This is a genomic window from Paraburkholderia unamae, assembly GCF_003268775.1.
GTDB classification, from domain to species: domain Bacteria; phylum Pseudomonadota; class Gammaproteobacteria; order Burkholderiales; family Burkholderiaceae; genus Paraburkholderia; species Paraburkholderia unamae.
Genome location: NZ_QLSU01000008.1, coordinates 147,862 through 164,773 on the forward strand (window position 1 = coordinate 147,862; position 16,912 = coordinate 164,773).

The following is a 16,912-nucleotide window of genomic DNA, read 5'->3' on the forward strand; positions in this document are numbered from 1 at the left end:
TCAGGATGACGAACGAACGGATGACGCCGAGATCACGCGATGAACGAAGCGCAACTTCTCGATGACAGGCGCGGCCAGCGCGAACGGGTAGCCATCGGACATGCCGAGGCTGCGGTTCAGGCTGTTGAGCGCATAGGTGAGCGGGTACCAGCGCGCCATCAGGCTCTCGAAGCACGCTTCGTCAACGGGTGTCTGGTCGACGAGCACCGGCTCGTCGGGGCTGTCGGGCACGAGCGCGAGGCCGCAGGCCGTTGCCGTGTCGAGCGTATCGACGATGTGCAGGTAATGCGCCCACGTTTCGGCCCAGTCCTCCCACGGGTGCGCCGACGCATACGCGCTCACGTGGCGCTGCGCCCAGTCCGGCGCGGGGCCTTCGGCGTAGTGCCTGGCGAGCGCCGCGGCGTAGTCGGCGCGCTCGTCGCCGAAGCGCTCGCGAAACGGCTCGATCCAGCGCGCTTGCGGGTCGGGCGCCACGAGCCGATCGAAATAGTAATGGCCGACTTCGTGGCGAAAATGCCCCAACAAGGTGCGATACGGCTCGTGCAGCGAAACGCGCGTGCGCTCGCGATGGGCGTCGTCGGCCTCGGCGATGTTCATCGTGACGCGCCCGTGATCGTGGCCCGTCACGATGCGTGGGCCGTCGTCCGTATCTTCGAGAAACGCGAATTCCAGGCCGTGTTCAGGGTCTTCGGCGCGCGTGGCGAGCGGCAGGCCGAGCGCGTTCAGCGTGTACAGCAGACGGCGCTTGGCCGTTTCGAGCCGATACCAGTAAAGGCGATTCTCGGGCCGCGAGAGGTCCGGTATCGTGCGCGTGAACTGGCAGGCGCGGCAGAGCGTGTCCGCGCAATCGGCTGCGATCATGCCGTTGCAGACGTTCTGCGCCGCGTAGTTGTGGCACTGGCGAAAGAGCGCGCCGCGCGAGCGCGCGTCGAGGCTGCGCCAGCGGCCTTCGCCCGCGTCCCCGAAGGCGTGCATCTCGCCCGTTTGCGGCACGTAGCCAAGGCGCGCTTCGCAACGCTCGCAGCGCTCGTTTTCGAAGAACACCAGTTGATTGCACTGATCGCAGTGAAACGTCTTCATTGCCGCATTCCTGTGATAGCCCCGTGGGGCGCGCCAGCGTGCGCAGCACGTCGCGTGCCGCGCGCACCGTTCGCCGCAGCGGTTGTCACATCCGGCACTCGCGGCATCTGCATCATACGCACGCGCCAAGCGCTTTTGCGTCCATTCCATCCAGGTCGATCGAGGAGTTGCGTGTGTCCATTCGTGTCGCGTTAAACCATGTCACGCAGTATCGCTATGACCGGCTCGTGCGCCTCGCGCCCCACGTGGTGCGCCTGCGCCCCGCGCCGCACTGCCGCACGCCCATTCTTTCGTACTCGATGCGCGTGGAGCCCGCCGATCATTTCGTCAACTGGCAGCAGGACCCGTTCGCCAACTATCAGGCGCGGCTTGCCTTTCCGGAGCCCACGCGCGAGTTCCGCGTCACCATCGATCTGGTCGCGGAAATGGCGGTCTACAATCCGTTCGACTTCTTTCTCGAACCGAGCGCCGAGCAGTTTCCGTTCGCCTACTCGCCCGAACTGGCCGCCGAGCTTGCGCCGTATCTCGTGCCCGGCGAGCCGACGCCGCGCTTCGCCGCGTTCGTCGAGACGATCGACCGCACGCCGCGCGTGACGATCGATTTCCTCGTGGAACTGAACCAGCGCCTGCAAAGCGATATCGGCTACCTGATCCGCATGGAGCCGGGCGTGCAGACGCCCGAGGAAACGCTCGAAAAAGGCTCGGGTTCGTGCCGCGACACGGGCTGGCTGCTCGTACAGACGTTGCGCCAGCTTGGGCTCGCCGCGCGCTTCGTCTCGGGCTATCTGTTGCAGCTCACGCCCGACGTCAAGGCCATCGACGGCCCGCGCGGCGCCGAAGCCGACTTCACGGACCTGCACGCGTGGTGCGAAGTCTATCTGCCGGGCGCGGGCTGGATCGGGCTCGATCCGACCTCGGGGCTGCTGGCGGGCGAAGGCCATATTCCGGTGGCCTGCACGCCCGAGCCGGGCAGCGCCGCGCCCATCTCGGGCGCGCTCGACGAATGCGAGGTCGAGTTCTCGCATACGATGTCCATCTCGCGCGTGCTGGAAACGCCGCGCGTGACGAAGCCGTACACGGACGCGCAATGGGCCGGCATGCTCGCCATGGGCGCGCAGGTGGATGCCGCCCTCGGCGAACAGGACGTGCGCCTGACGATGGGCGGCGAACCGACCTTCGTCGCCGCCGGCGACCGCGACGCGGCCGAATGGAATACCGACGCGCTCGGCCCGACCAAGCGCCGCTACGCCATCGCGCTGATGGACAAGCTGCGCGCGCAATACGGCGCGCAAGGCTTTTTGCATATCGGCCAGGGCAAGTGGTATCCGGGCGAGCAGTTGCCGCGCTGGGCGCTCTCGCTCTACTGGCGCGCCGACGGCGAGCCGTGCTGGCGCGACCCCGCGCTTTTTGCCGACGAGCGCTCGCCCGCGCACCACACGGCCGCCGACGCGCAGCGCTTCATCGCGCACCTCGCCGCGAAGCTCGCGGTCGATCCCCAGCATGTGCAGCCCGGCTACGAAGACACCTGGTACTACTTGTGGCGCGAGCGTCGCCTGCCCGTGAACGTCGATCCGTTCGACTCGCGCCTCGACGACGAACTGGAGCGCATGCGGCTGCGCCGCGTGTTCGACGCGCGCCTCGACACCGTGACCGGCTATGTGCTGCCGCTCGCCGCCGCGCCGGCCGCGCCCGCCTTGCAGGGCCCGCGCTGGGTGAGCGGCCCGTGGTTCTTCCGCGATGAGCGCATGTACCTCATGCCCGGCGACTCGCCGATGGGCTATCGCTTGCCGCTCGATTCGCTGCCTTGGGTCGCGGCCGGCGACTACCCCTGGCAACACGCGCGCGATCCGTTCGCCGTGCCCGCGCCACTGCGCAGCGCAGCCGAACTGCGTATGCAATATGAACGCGGCATCGATGCACGCGGGCAATCCGCGTCCGGCGCAAGCCCGGGCCTGGCGGCAGGCGCGCGTTACGGTCACGCTGGCTCCAGCGAGGCCGATGCGAACCGCTACCCCGCGCATGGCGAATCCGCCGCGTGGCTCCACCGCACGGCGCTCTGCGTGGAAGTCCGCGACCCCGCGCGCGCCGCGGGCCCGAAAGCCGAGGCCGCCTCGTTCGGCAGCGCGCAAGGCCAGTTGCATGTCTTCATGCCGCCGCTCGCCGAACTTGACGACTATCTCGACCTGCTCGCCGCCGTCGAAGCCACCGCCGCCGACCTCGCGCTGCCCGTCGTGATCGAGGGCTATCCGCCGCCGCGCGACCCGCGCCTCAAAATGCTCCAGGTCACGCCCGACCCCGGCGTGATCGAGGTGAACATCCACCCGTCGTCGAACTGGGACGAACTCGTGGAGCGCACCGAATTTCTCTATCAGGCCGCGCACGAAACGGCGCTCTCCACCGAGAAGTTCATGCTCGACGGCCGCCACACCGGCACGGGCGGCGGCAATCACCTCGTGCTCGGCGGCGCCACGCCCGCCGACAGCCCGTTCCTGCGCCGCCCGGACCTGCTCGCGAGCCTCGTGGCCTACTGGCACAACCATCCGTCGCTTTCGTACCTGTTTTCAGGGCTTTTCATCGGGCCGACGAGCCAGGCGCCGCGCGTGGACGAAGCGCGCAATGATCAGGTGTACGAACTGGAGATCGCGTTCGCGGAGATCCAGCGTCAGGTCGATCTGCTCCATGGATACAGCGAGTTCCCGAGCGGCGGCGAGCGCCTGCCGCCCTGGCTCATCGACCGCGCGCTGCGCAACATTCTGATCGACGTGACCGGCAACACGCACCGCGCCGAATTCTGTATCGACAAGCTCTACTCGCCCGACGGCCCGACCGGCCGCCTCGGCCTGCTCGAACTGCGCGGCTTCGAAATGCCGCCGCATGCGCGCATGAGCCTCGCGCAGCAACTGTTGCTGCGCGCGCTCGTCGCGCGCTTCTGGAAAACGCCGTACACGCAGCGCCTCACGCGCTGGGGCACCGAACTGCACGACCGCTTCATGCTGTCTACCTTCGTGGAGATGGACTTCGACGACGTGCTGGCCGAAACGGCCGCGGCTGGCTTCGCGCTCGACTCCACATGGTTCGCGCCGCACTTCGAATTCCGCTTCCCGCTGGTGGGCGAAGTCCACACGGGCGGCATCGCGCTCGCCGTGCGCCACGCGCTCGAACCGTGGCACGTGATGGGCGAGGAAGGTTCGCCCGGCGGCACGGTGCGCTATGTCGATTCGTCGGTGGAGCGGCTCGAAGTGCGCGTGCTCGGCATCAACGAGAGTCGTCATATCGTCGCCGTGAACGGCCGCGCGCTGCCGCTGCAACCCACCGGGCGCGTGAGCGAGAGCGTGGCGGGTGTGCGCTTTCGCGCCTGGCAGCAGGCGGCGGCACTGCACCCCACCATCGGCGTGCACGCGCCGCTCACGATCGATATCGTCGATACGTGGAACGCCCGCGCGATCGGCGGATGCCAGTATCATGTTGCGCATCCGGGCGGCCGCAATTATCAGACCTTTCCGGTCAACGCCTATGAGGCCGAAAGCCGGCGGCGCGCGCGCTTCTTCACGATCGGGCATACGCCTGGGGCGGTCGACGTGGCCGCGCCCGAGCGCAGCCTCGAATTTCCGTTCACACTGGACCTGCGCCGCGGCTGATCGCGGCCGATAACACGTCGATAGACTCAACCGAAAGCGCGCCCGGCACACCGGGCGCGCCGCGACGACCCACGATCTTGCCGACTCAATCCACCCTGCCGTTCGATTCCTCCGCCAGCGACACGCTGGCGATCGCGCCGTTGCGCACCTTACCGGTGCACACCGGCCACTGGGACGAACTGCGCGCGCCGCAGGGCGAGTTGCGCGAGCCGTGGCGGCAGTTTTTCGCGCTGCTCGGCAAGCCTGGCGTAGCGGACTTCGACAGCGCCGCCGCTTCGGTCGCTCGCCAGGTGCGAGAGAACGACATCAGCTACAACGTCTACGCGGACCCCGGCGGCCCCCGCCCGTGGGCGCTCGACGCGCTGCCGCTCATCATCGACGAAAGCGAATGGGCGCAGATCGAGCAAGGCGTGGCACAGCGCGCGCGGTTGCTCAACGAAATCGTCGCCGACATCTACGGGCCGCAGACGCTGCTCGCAAGCGGCCTCCTGCCGCCCGCGCTGGTGTTCGGCCACCCCGGTTATCTGCGCGCCGTGAAGGGCTTCGTGCCGCCCGAGCGCCAGTATCTCCAGATCGTCGCGCTCGACCTCGCGCGCGCGCCCGACGGCCAGTGGACCGTCGTTTCGCATCGCACGGAAGCGCCCTCGGGCCTGGGCTATCTGCTGGAAAACCGGCTCATCGTATCGAGCCTCTTCGCCGAGCCGTTTCGCACCATGCGGGTGCATCGCCTCGCGCCCTCGTATTCGCAGCTCATCGCCACGCTCGCCGCGGCCGCGCGCGCGATCATGAACGCCGACGAGCGCGGCGCGAGCGGCGCCTCGCCGCATATCGTGCTGCTTACGCCTGGGCCGTACAGCGAAACCTATTTCGAGCACGTGTTCCTCGCGCGCTACCTGGGCCTCACGCTGGTGGAGGGCAAGGACCTCACGGTGCGCGACGACATGCTCTACCTGAAAACACTGGGTGGTCTCGAGCGCGTGCACGCGGTGCTGCGCCGCCTCGACGACACCTTCTGCGACCCGGTCGAACTGCGCGCCGACTCGACCATCGGCGTGCCGGGGCTCTTGCAGGTCATGCGCGCGGGCAACGTGATGGTCTCGAACGTGCCGGGCGCCGGCTTCGTCGAGTCGCCCGCGCTGCATGGCTTCATGCCCGGCATTGCGCAGGCGCTGCTCGGTGAAGAACTCGCGCTGCCGGGCGTCCCCACCTGGTGGTGCGGCGAAGCGGCCGCCTGGCAAGACGCGCTCGCGCAGGTGCCGCAGGCGCTGATCGTGCCGACGTGGCCAGGCGGTTCGCGCGGCGCGGCGGCATCGGCGGCGTCACCAACGCCGCCGGGGCTTGCCGCAGGCGTGCAAACGCTCGCCGACTGGCGCGAGCGCATCGAGCAGTTGCCCGACGCGTTCACGATCCAGCAGCCACTGCGCTACAGCTACACGCCCCGCTACGAAACCGGCGCGGGCATGCTCGGCGCGCGTCCGGCCGTGCTGCGCGTGTATGCGATCGCCGACCAGGAGCAAGGCTGGCGCGTCTTGCCCGGCGGCTTCACGCGGCTAGCGGCGGAACATCAGGAATCCGTATCGATGCAGGTGGGCGGCAGCAGCGTGGACACCTGGGTGCTGTCGAGCCAGCCCGGCTCGAACTTCACGCTCCTGCCAAGCCCGATGAAGCCGGGCGACCTGCGCCGCGAACGCCGCCGCGTGCCGAGCCGCGCCGCCGAAAACCTCTTCTGGGCAGGCCGATACGGCGAGCGCGCCGAAAACGGCGTGCGCTTGTGCAGGCTGATTCTCGGCTCGCTCGAAGGCAGCGACGCCGAGGAACTGTCCGGCACGTTCGTCGAACTCGCCGCTGCGAATGGGCTCGTGCCCGCTCCCGGCGACGAAACGCGACTCGCGCTCGATGAGTTCGAGCGCGCGCTCGTGGCCAATCTGCACGAGAACGCGGGCGCGACAGGCATCGGCCGCACGCTCGCGAGCCAGGCCTATGCGTGCGGCGAGATTCGCGGCCGGCTGTCGAGCGACCACTGGCGCACCGTGCTCGCCTCGCGCAACGACTTTCGCGACGCGCTCCAGGCGCTGTCGCTCATTCCCGCGCCGCCGCGTCACGGCGCCGCCATCGAGTTCCGACGTCCCACGCCATACGACCGCATGGCGCTCATGGGCGCGCTCGATGCGCTCGCCACGCAACTGAGCGCCATCAGCGGCTGCCAGGGCGACCGCATGACGCGCGACGAAGCGTGGCGGCTGCTGTTCGCGGGGCGTCACATCGAACGGGTCGCTGCGCTCGCAACGATGTTGCGCGTCGCCGCGCACGAACGCACGCTCGCCACACCGGCGGGCTTCGACATGCTGTTGCAGTTGTTCGACAGCACGCTCACCTATCGCTCGCTTTATCCGGGACGCCTCGAAGTGCCCGCCCTGCTCGACACGATCGTGACCGACCCGACCAATCCGCGTGGCCTTTATGGCGTTTATGCGCGCCTGCGCACGCGCCTCGACGAGATCGCCCAGGCGGCGGGCGGACCGAAGCGCGAGCCGTTCGCCTCGCAACTCGCGCCCATCGAAGCGCTTCCCACGCTCGAAGCGCTGTGCGATCCCGGCGAGGACGGCCGCTATCCCGCGCTCACGGCGCTGTGCGACTCGCTCGCCGAACGCATGGCCGCGGCGTCGAACGAAATCAGCGCACGCTGGTTCAGCCACGCCGTGCCGCTCGCCGCGCAGGTGTGGTCATGAGCGACACGCGCCTCACGGTTTCGCACCGCACGACGTATCGGTATTCGACGCTCGTCGAAACCGCGCAGCATCTCGCGACGATCCGCCCGCTCGAACTGCCGTGGCAGCGCGTGCTGGCGCACCGCGATTGCATCGAGCCCGCGCCCTCGTATCAACGCAGCCGCCTCGACGCCTTCGGCAACGAAGTGCTCTACTTCTCGTTCGAAGCCCCGCACGATTACCTGCTGATGACGAGCGAGACGACCGTGATGCTCGCGCCGCGTTATGCGACGCTCGACATCGCCGCCACGCCGGCCTGGGAAACGGTCGCTCACAAGCTGCGTTACACGGCGGGCGGCGCATTCCATGCGGAGTCCGAATTTTGCTTCGCTTCGCCGAATATCGCCCTGCTGCCCGAACTGCGCGCCTATGCGCTGGAAAGCTTCGCACCGGGCGCGCCTGTGCTGGCCGGGGCAATCGACTTGATGCATCGCATCCACGCGGATTTCGCGTACCGTCCCTCGACAACGGCGTTCGACACCCCCGCCGCGCGCGCCTTCGCGCTGCGCCACGGCGTGTGCCAGGACTTCGCCCAGGTGATGATCGGCTGCCTGCGCTCGATCGGCCTTGCGGCGCGCTACGTGAGCGGCTATCTGCGCAACGACCCGCCCGCCGGCGCACCCGCGATGATCGGCGCGGACGCCTCGCACGCATGGGTGTCGCTCTATGTGCCGGGCGTGGATTCGGCCGGGTGGATCGACCTCGATCCGACCAATGACGTGCTCGCCGATCAGGGCCACGTGACGCTCGCCATCGGCCGCGACTACAGCGATGTCTCGCTGCTGCGCGGCGTGATCCTGGGCGGCGGCGCGCATCGGGTGGAAGTTGCCGTGGATGTGAGAGCCGATTGAAGCAATCGTTAGAGCCCGAAATTGGCGCGCCTACACCAGCCGCCCCAGCCCCGTCACCACCTGAACGACACCGAACGCCGCGATGGCGAGCGCCGAGAACAGGGAAACGCCGCGCGTAAATGCCAAAGGCAGCCTCGTGCGCAGCGCGGCCGTCACGCCGCTCAGGCACAGCCACCACACCGCCGACCCGGCGAACACGCCCAGCACCATGGGAGCCACGGTGGCCCACCCCATCGCGCCATGCTCGCCCTGCGGGGCGGAAAGCGGCCCGAGCGCCGCGAACGCGGCGATGAACGAAAAAATGGTCAACGGGTTCGAGAGCGTGAGCGCGAACGTCGTCACGAAGTCGCGCGTAACCGGCGTGCGCGCGGTCTCCCGCTCGGCGGCCTGCGCGGTGGGCGCATCGCGCGCGATCGACCATGCCATCCAGACCAGAAAGGCCCCGCCCGCGCATTTGAGGGCAACGGTCAGCATGGGCAGCGCCGTCACGATGCCCGCAACGCCCAGGGCGCCGAGCAGGCCATAAACAGCGTCGGCGCACGCCGCACCGATACCCGTGGCAAAGCCCGAGCAAAACCCGCGGCTCAGGCTGCGCTGGATGCACAGCATGCCGATGGCCCCGACGGGTGCGGCGATGCAAAACCCCATCGCAACGGCTTTGACGAACAGCATTTCCCCTCTCCCCGCAATTCGTGTTGTTCAGGGAAATATCGTAAACGCCGCGAGTGCGCCGCAAAAGTAGGTTTTTAATGGAGAATTGGCGTTTTACCTTAAAAACTTCATCATGATGGACGATCTGGACTGGAAGGTACTTTCGCTGCTACAGGAAAACGGCCGCGTGACCTATACCGAACTGGCGCGGCAGGTGGGTTTGTCGGTGCCGGCGGTGACGGAACGGGTGAGACGCCTCGAAGAGTCGGGCGTGATAGAAGGCTACTCGGCGCGCGTGAATCCGGTGGCGGCCGGTTATCCGATCATGGCGCTGATCGGCATTACCGTGCAGCAATCCGCCAAAACGAAGTTTCTCAAGCTGCTCGGCACGATCGACGAGGTGCTCGAATGCCATCACGTCACTGGTGCGGATTCCTATGTAATCCGCCTCGTCGCGGCGAGCGTGGCCGACCTGGAGCGGCTGATCCAGCGCATCAATCTTTACGGCGAAACGCGCACGTCCATCGTCATGTCCACGCCGCTGCCCGCTCGCGCGGTGCAGCGGCCGACTGCCAGGTCGCCGGGCTCGAACAGCAGGGCCTAGCCTCGGCGGCCCGCCTGTTCACAACGAACGCGCGATGGCCTGACCCAGCAGGTCGATGCCGAGGTCGATCTCGGCCTCGCTAACCGTGAGCGGCGGCGCGATGCGGAACACCCCGCCCATGCCCGGCAACTGCACGATATTCATGCTCAGGCCGAGTTTCATGCACTCGCGCGTGATCTTCGCACCGAGGCCGTCGGCGGGCTCCTTCGTGCGGCGGTCCTTGACGACCTCCATGCCGAGCAGCAGCCCGCGCCCGCGAATATCGCCAATGCAGTCAAAGCGCTCCATCAGGTCCAGCAAGCCGCGCCTGAGCCGCTCGCCCATCACGTTCGCACGCGCCACGAGGCCATCGCGCTCGACCACGTCCAGCACGCGCAAGCCGACCGCGGCGGGCAGCGGATCGGACACGTGGGTCGTATAGAACAGGAAGCCGCGCGCGTGCGCCTCCTCCTCGATCTGCGCGGACGTGACCACGGCCGCCAGCGGCAGGCCCGCGCCCAACGTCTTGGAGAGCGTGAGAATGTCGGGCGTGACGCCGTCGCGCTGGCACGCGAACATCGTGCCCGTGCGCCCCACGCCGGTTTGCGCCTCGTCGAGAATCAGCAGCATGCCGCGTTCTTCGCATTTGCGCTTGAGCGCCGCCATGTAGCCTTCGGGCAGTTCGATGATGCCGCCGGAGCTGAGAATCGGCTCGGCGATGAAGGCCGCGAGATTGCCGCTCGACTGGCGATCGATCAGATCGAACGCATAATCCAGTTCTGCCAGGTAATCGTACTGGCCGTTGCGCTCGAAGCGCGGCCGGTACGGGAACGGCGCGGGAATCGCGAACGAGCCGACGGCGGCCGGGCCCACGCCCTTGCGCCCCGCGCTATACGTGGCCGAAGCCGCGCCGCCCGTCATGCCGTGCCACGACTGCGCGAAGCCCACGATTTCGTATTTGCCGGTGACGAGCTTCGCCATGCGGATGGCCGCCTCGTTCGACTCCGCGCCCGTGCTGAGCAAAAGCGCGCGGTCCAGCCCCTCGGGGGTGATCTCGGCCAGGCGCGTTGCCAGATCGACCACGGGACGCGAGAGCATGCCGCTGAAGAGGTGATCGAGCTTGCCCGCGTATTCGTTGATGACCGAAACGATCTCGGGGTGGCTATGGCCCAGCACCGCGCTCATCTGGCCCGAGGTGAAGTCGAGAATCGGGCGGTCGTCGGCGTCGTAGACGAAGCTGCCCTGGGCGCGCTCGATGATCATCGGCTCGAACGTGCCGCCGTAGCGGATGAGGTGCTGCCTGGCGTTGCGCCAGAAAAGTTCATCGTCGTTGCGGGTCACCGTGCTTCTCCTCTTCGCGTAGCAAGTTTTCCTTGCAGTCTAGTCGGCGCTCTGGTTTTATAGAATCGAATAGTTCTTATGCGAGATAGAAGAGAGGCTAATATCTTGAGCCGTACGCTCGAAATCGATTTGCTGCGTTCGTTCGCCGTGATTGCCGAAGTGCGCTCGCTCAGCCGGGCGGCCGAGCGCGTGGGCCGCACCCAGTCGGCGCTGAGCCAGCAGATGAAGCGGCTGGAGGAAATCGTCGATCAGCCGCTCTTTCAGCGCACCGGGCGGGGCGTGGTGCTCACCAACCCGGGCGAGCGCTTGCTGATACACGCCCAGCGCATTTTGCGGCTGCATGACGAGGCGCTCGCCGACCTTGGCGGCAAGGGCTTGTCGGGGACTATCCGCTTCGGCTGCCCCGACGACTATGCGGCCGTGTTCCTTCCCACCTTGCTGCGCCAGTTCGCGAGCCAGCACCCGCATGCGCTCGTGGAGGTCGTTTGCGGCCCCACGCCGCGACTGCTGGAGCAACTGGACAAACGCGCCGTGGATCTCGCGATGGTGTCGTTGCCCGATGACCGGACGGCAGGCGGCGCAGCGAGCGGCGCGGGCGACGACATCATCCGCCGCGAGCAACTGGTGTGGATCGGCTCGCCGGAGCTCGAATCCGCGCATTTCGATCCGCTGCCGCTCGCGCTTTCCGACCCGGACACGCTCGACCACATCGCCGCGTGCGAAGCGCTCGATCGCGCGGGCCGGGCCTACCGCGTCGCGTATGCGAGCAGCAGTCTCGCCGGACTCACGGCGCTCGTGCGCTCGGGGCAAGCCTTCGCGGTGATGACGCAGACGGCCGTGCCATCCGATCTGGCCATCCTCAACGGCGACCCCGCGTTGCCGCCTTTGCCGAGCGTCGGCATCACGCTGAAGTTCGAACGCAAGCGCCCCTCGCATCTCACGGCGGCGTTCGCGGATCACATCCGGTTCACGCTGCCACTGCTGTAATCGCCGGGCGCGCCGGGCGTCCCCGCCCCTCGCTGCACAGTCCCCCCCGCCCGACTTCATCGGTCGCGACGCCGCGACGTCTCCCTTCGTCCACGCGCATAGCGCCCCAGCCGGGGCAAACGGTTGCGCGCGAATCTTTCAAAGGGTTTACCCGTACACCATCAGGTTTTCATTGACGATGCGTTTTTGACACTTCAATATTTCCCAATACATTGTATTGCCATTCGATACTTTAAAGGAAATGATGTCAGTCTCAAGTGAACTCCCCGATTTGACCGCTACCCACCTCGCCAGGCTCATCCGTACCGGCGAAGTGAGCGCGACGGAGGTCATGGCCGCTCATCTGGAGCGCGTTCAGCAATGGAATCCGCAAATCAACGCGGTCGTAGCGGCGGATTTCGACCGCGCTATGGCAGGCGCACGCGCCGCCGACGCCGCCCAGGCCCGAGGCGAACCACTCGGCGCACTGCATGGCTTGCCCGTCGCACACAAGGACCTCTTCAGCACGAAGGGCACACGGACGACATTCGGCTCGCTCGCCTTCGAGGACTACGTGCCCGAAGCCGACGTCACGCTCGTGGAGCGCCAGCGTCTCGCGGGCGCAATCGCCATCGGCAAGACGAACACGCCCGAATTCGGCGCCGGCTCGCACACCTTCAATTCCGTGTACGGCATGACGCGCAATCCCTACGCGCCGGACCGCTCGGCGGGCGGCAGCAGCGGCGGTGCCGCCGCGGCGCTGGCCAGCGGCATGGTTGCGCTCGCCGACGGTTCGGACATGGGTGGATCGCTGCGCAATCCGGCCAGCTTTTGCAATATCGTCGGCCTGCGCCCTTCCTTCGGCCGCGTGCCGTATGCGCCGAACGCGGGCCGCTTCAATCCGCTTTCGGTCGCCGGGCCCATGGGCAGGACGGTCGAGGATGTCGCGCTGTTCCTGGAAACGCTGGCAGGCTTCGACGCGCGGGACCCGCTTTCCTTCCCGTCGCCGGAGATCGCGTACAGCAAGCAGCTTCAGCGCGATTTCAGCAACGTTCGAATTGCGTGGGGCGGCGACCTGGGCGGCCTGCCGTTCGAGCCCGAGGTGATGGAAATCACGCGTGCGAGTCTGGGCGTATTCGCCGACCTGGGTTGCCGCGTGGAAGCCGCAACGCCTCCGCTGGAAGGCGCCCACGAGGCCTTCCACACCTTGCGCGCCATGTCGTTTGCGAACGCGTATCGGGAGACCCTCAAGTCGAAGCGCGACAAGCTCAAAGACACGGTCATCTGGAATATCGAAAAGGGCTTGCGGCTGACGGTCGACGACATTCTCGACGCGCAAGCCCAGCGCACCCGCCTGTTCGAGCGCCTGCGGGAATTCACCGACACGTATGAATTCATCGTGGCGCCGGTTTCGCAGGTGCTGCCGTTCCCCGTTGAACAGGAATATCCCGCCGAAATTGCAGGCGTGCCCCAGGCGACTTACATCGACTGGCAGCAATCCGCCTATGTGTTCTCGGTCGCCGGGAACCCGGCCATCTCCGTTCCCTGTGGTTTCAGCAAGGACGGCACGCCCGTGGGCGTCCAGATTATCGGCCGGTACCGCGACGAGCTCGGCGTACTCCAGTTGGCTCATGCATTCGAGCAACTCACCCAGCACCATCGCCGTCGGCCTGTTCGCTCGACCCTTTCTTAATTCGCACGACTGACCAGGTCAATCATGAGCACATCCACTGAGCGTTCGGACATCGCAGCGCATCGTTCGGAAAACCAGCCTGTTCGCGCGTCCATTGCAGCCTTTCTCGGCACGACCGTCGAATGGTACGACTTCTACATTTACGGGAATGCGGCCGCACTCGTCTTCGACAAACTGTTCTTCCCGCAAGTGAGTTCCTACGTCGGCACGCTGGCGTCGTTCGCGACGTTCGCGGTCGGCTTTCTCGCGCGGCCAATCGGCGGCATTGTGTTTGGACACCTCGGTGACAAGCTCGGCCGTAAAAAGTCGCTCATGGCCACGCTCATGTTGATGGCGGCGTCGACCGTTGGCGTTGGCTTGCTGCCGACCTATGAACAGGCGGGCGCCCTCTCCGTGTGCCTGCTGCTGCTCATGCGGGTTTTGCAGGGTATCGCGGTGGGTGGCGAATGGGGGGGCGCGGTCCTGATCGCGGGCGAACACGCCCCGAAGCACCGCCGGACCTTCTTCGCCTCCTTCGCGCAACTTGGCAGTCCTGCGGGATTGCTGCTCGCCATGCTGGTATTCGGCGCAGTGAGCCGCTTCGACCACGCGACCCTCCTCGATTGGGGCTGGCGCCTGCCGTTCCTCGGGAGCGTGGTGCTTTTCGCCGTGGGGTTCTTCGTTCGAGCAGGCGTCAAGGAGTCTCCCGAGTTCCACGCTTCGAAGAAAGAACGCAAGCTCGTCAAGATGCCGCTGGTCGAAGTCCTGCGCCATCACTGGGTGGTGGTGCTGCTCGCCATGGGTGCAAACAGCATTGGCGTGGCCGGCGCTTACTTCACCAACACGTTCATGCTGAGTTACACCACGCATTATCTGGGGATGTCCGCGTCGAAGATCATCAATGTGCTGACGCTGGCCGCCGTCATCCAGTTTCTGTGGCAGCCGGTTGCGGCAAAAATCGCCGAACGCTTCGGTACGGTGCGCTGCCTGCTGTTGTCGGCCGCCGGCAGTGTGTTGATTCCCTATCCGATGTTCATGCTGGTCAGCACGCAGAACACCTGGCTCATGCTTATTGGCGTCATGCTGGCGATCGCCACGAAGTCGAGTTTCTATTCGATTATCGCCGGGTATATGACCGAGATTTTCCCGGCACATATCCGCTATTCGGCCATCTCCCTGGCCTACCAGCTGTGCGGCGCCATTATCGCGGGCTTCACGCCTTTCGTCGGTTCGATACTCGCCGAGCGTTTCCACGGTAGCTGGATTCCGCTTGCCGTCTTTTACTCGGCGCTGAGCGCGGCCTCGCTGATCTGCGTGGCAATCATCGCGCGAAGAAAGACGTCTTTCGCGGCGATGTAACCCCCCGCGGCTGTCGCAACGGTCGCGTCTGCAACGGCGCGACCGTCGAAATCACGGTCAGTAAGTCGAGAGTTCCTGAACCAGCGCGAGCAACTGCGGCAAAAGTTCGGCTTCGACCCGGGCCAGCGGCCAGTCGCTGGTTCTCGCGACGATGTTGACCGCGGCGACCATCTTCCTTGCCGCGTTGAAGATGGGCCCCGCAACGCCAATCTGGCCGGTGATGAGCTGGTCCTGCGAAATCGAATAGCCCTGGCTCCGGCATTCGGCAACGAGCGCCATCAGTTCGTCCGGGTCGGTGACCGTTTGCGGCGTCATGGCCGGCACCGGCTTGCGCTTCAGGATGTCGCGCACCTTGTCATCGGGGTAAGCGGAAAGCAGGACACGCCCCGAGCTTGTCGAAAACGCCGACGTCCGGCGGCCGGGCAACATCTCGACCACTTTCAGTTCCCGGCTGGGAAGGCGGAAAAGATACAGCAGGTCATCGTCTTCGAGCACGCTCACATGCATGGCGAGGCCGAGGCGCTCACGGGCTGCGACGAGCGTGGGCGTGACCTTCGCGACGAGCGGGTTGGTCCGCAGAAAAAAATAGCCTAGCTCCAGCACGCGAGGCGTGAGGCTATAGCGCTTCGACAACGCATCCTTCCTGATATAGCCGGTCTGCTCCAGCGTGTGCGTGAGACGCTGAACGCCACTCTTGGTCATTCCGGTCGCGGCGACAAGCTCCGTGAGACTGATTGAATCCTGGAGCGAGCTGAACGCCTCAAGCACTTTTAGCCCTTTGGCAAGGGATTGCACGAAGAGGTTGTCGACCTCCGTAGCCTGCTCGTTGCTGCTCACCTGGTAGCTCCCGATACACGATAATTGGCAAAGGCTCATTGTATCGAATTGCAATACAAAGTGTTGCGGGCTGTCGGATTGCGAAGTTCTCCCTGTCGGCAAATATCAAACGGGCAATGACCACCACCGCGCCGCTCAACGTTTGACATACGACGCTGCGGACGAAGTCCCGGCCTTGCCCGGCGAACGCAAGGCAGCGGCATGTAAACGCTCCAATGCGACGCGTGACATCGGCCGGTTCGAAGGTGCGAACCATGCGTGACGGCACCGCCCTCCGCCCAAAAAATAAGGGCTCCGATCGGTCGTCGCTTTCATATACTGCTCATACGTGCCGTCCTCCCAAGCATGAGCGCAACGTCGCGCTGTCCATCTGGAGTCGAGGCGAAATGAGCACCATCACACCGGCCGCACACACCGAACCCGAGCGGCGCAAGCCGATTCTCAATACCGTCGACCGCGTGTGCGAGATATGCTTTGGCCTGTTCATGGCACTGACCTTCGTCGGGGCTGTCAAGGCAGTGAGCGTCGGCGGCGACGCCGGGACCAAAATGTTTCATGCCGCGCTCGGATGCAATCTCGCGTGGGGCCTGGCCGACGCCGTGATGTATCTCGTGCGCACGCTTGTCGATCGAGGACAACGCCTGAAGCTCGCGTTGACCGCGCGGCAAGAGACGGACCGTGCAGTTGCCGTGCGTACATTGCGTGACGCATTGCCCGAGACGCTGGACTCGCTTGTCGAAGACGGCGAACTCGAGCGGATTCGGGCGCGTCTCGCGGCCACATCGACGCTGCCGCCCAGAGCGAATTTCGTACGTGACGACTTCGTCGGCGCAGTGGGCATCTTTCTGCTCGTCGTCCTCGGCACCTTCCCCGTTGCCCTGCCGTTTCTCCTGATCGATGATCACAGGGCGGCGCTCGTCTGCTCACGCGTGCTGACACTCGCGATGCTCTTCATCGCGGGCTGTGCACTGGGACGCTACACCGGTGCGGGCGCAATGAAAGCAGGCATCGCCATGACCGCGCTCGGCGTGTTGCTGACGATGGCAATCATCGCAGTGGGCGGGTAAACAACGCGTCTCGCTTCTTGACTGTTACCCTGAAAAGGGCGACGGTGTGCGTCTGGAACCTGGTTCGCTGTTGTCTCGATCAAGCCGTTTATCCGGATC

Annotated in this window: 12 protein-coding genes; 8 read left to right on the forward strand and 4 right to left on the reverse strand. The window is 66.0% G+C overall.

Going from position 1 to position 16,912, the window contains the following annotated elements; translation table 11 throughout:
• Entirely contained in the window at nucleotides 1-1,080 is a 1,080-nt protein-coding gene (locus tag C7401_RS15350; RefSeq protein WP_112172242.1) for a zinc-binding metallopeptidase family protein, read from the reverse strand.
• 173 nt (nucleotides 1,081-1,253) lie between these two features.
• Between C7401_RS15350 and C7401_RS15355 the strand changes: the two genes are divergently transcribed.
• From C7401_RS15355 to C7401_RS15365, 3 genes are all read left to right on the forward strand, one after another.
• On the forward strand, nucleotides 1,254-4,718 hold the full coding sequence (locus C7401_RS15355; protein ID WP_112172243.1) for a transglutaminase family protein: 3,465 nt from the start codon (nucleotides 1,254-1,256) through the stop codon (nucleotides 4,716-4,718).
• Nucleotides 4,719-4,795: 77 nt separating this feature from the next.
• The gene (locus C7401_RS15360; protein ID WP_112172244.1) at nucleotides 4,796-7,447 is read left to right on the forward strand and encodes a circularly permuted type 2 ATP-grasp protein; all 2,652 of its coding nucleotides are present in this window, start codon (nucleotides 4,796-4,798) and stop codon (nucleotides 7,445-7,447) included.
• Nucleotides 7,444-8,337, forward strand: coding sequence for a transglutaminase family protein (locus tag C7401_RS15365; protein WP_112172245.1), 894 nt, complete (start codon nucleotides 7,444-7,446; stop codon nucleotides 8,335-8,337). Before C7401_RS15360 ends, C7401_RS15365 begins: the two co-directional genes overlap by 4 nt.
• A 30-nt stretch (nucleotides 8,338-8,367) precedes the next feature.
• On the opposite strand, the gene C7401_RS15370 is transcribed toward C7401_RS15365, so the two are convergent.
• A complete protein-coding gene (locus tag C7401_RS15370) occupies nucleotides 8,368-9,009 on the reverse strand; it encodes a LysE family translocator (protein ID WP_112172246.1) in 642 nt (213 codons plus the stop codon).
• A gap of 115 nt (nucleotides 9,010-9,124) precedes the next feature.
• Between C7401_RS15370 and C7401_RS15375 the strand changes: the two genes are divergently transcribed.
• Nucleotides 9,125-9,592: an Lrp/AsnC family transcriptional regulator gene (locus C7401_RS15375; protein ID WP_112172407.1), complete on the forward strand. Its 468-nt coding sequence runs from the start codon at nucleotides 9,125-9,127 to the stop codon at nucleotides 9,590-9,592.
• 18 nt (nucleotides 9,593-9,610) lie between these two features.
• Here the strand turns inward: C7401_RS15375 and C7401_RS15380 are convergent, their stop codons facing one another.
• Nucleotides 9,611-10,912, reverse strand: a complete 1,302-nt coding sequence (locus C7401_RS15380) for an aspartate aminotransferase family protein (protein WP_112172247.1) — start codon at nucleotides 10,910-10,912, stop codon at nucleotides 9,611-9,613.
• A 78-nt stretch (nucleotides 10,913-10,990) separates the two neighbouring features.
• Here C7401_RS15380 and C7401_RS15385 point away from each other — a divergent pair, with 78 nt between their 5' ends.
• The 3 genes from C7401_RS15385 (at nucleotide 10,991) to C7401_RS15395 (ending at nucleotide 14,909) form a co-directional block, all read left to right on the forward strand.
• A complete protein-coding gene (locus C7401_RS15385) occupies nucleotides 10,991-11,899 on the forward strand; it encodes a LysR family transcriptional regulator (protein WP_181565588.1) in 909 nt (302 codons plus the stop codon).
• 244 nt (nucleotides 11,900-12,143) lie between these two features.
• Entirely contained in the window at nucleotides 12,144-13,571 is a 1,428-nt protein-coding gene (locus C7401_RS15390) for an amidase (RefSeq protein ID WP_112172408.1), read from the forward strand.
• 24 nt (nucleotides 13,572-13,595) lie between these two features.
• Nucleotides 13,596-14,909, forward strand: coding sequence for an MFS transporter (locus tag C7401_RS15395; protein ID WP_112172249.1), 1,314 nt, complete (start codon nucleotides 13,596-13,598; stop codon nucleotides 14,907-14,909).
• 57 nt (nucleotides 14,910-14,966) lie between these two features.
• Here the strand turns inward: C7401_RS15395 and C7401_RS15400 are convergent, their stop codons facing one another.
• Entirely contained in the window at nucleotides 14,967-15,746 is a 780-nt protein-coding gene (locus C7401_RS15400) for an IclR family transcriptional regulator (RefSeq protein ID WP_165841918.1), read from the reverse strand.
• 386 nt (nucleotides 15,747-16,132) lie between these two features.
• On the opposite strand from C7401_RS15400, the gene C7401_RS15405 reads away from it, so the two are divergent.
• Nucleotides 16,133-16,813 carry a VIT1/CCC1 transporter family protein gene (locus tag C7401_RS15405; RefSeq protein WP_112172251.1) on the forward strand — a complete coding sequence of 227 codons (681 nt, stop codon included), beginning with the start codon at nucleotides 16,133-16,135 and terminating at the stop codon, nucleotides 16,811-16,813.
• Nucleotides 16,814-16,912: the final 99 nt, after the last annotated feature.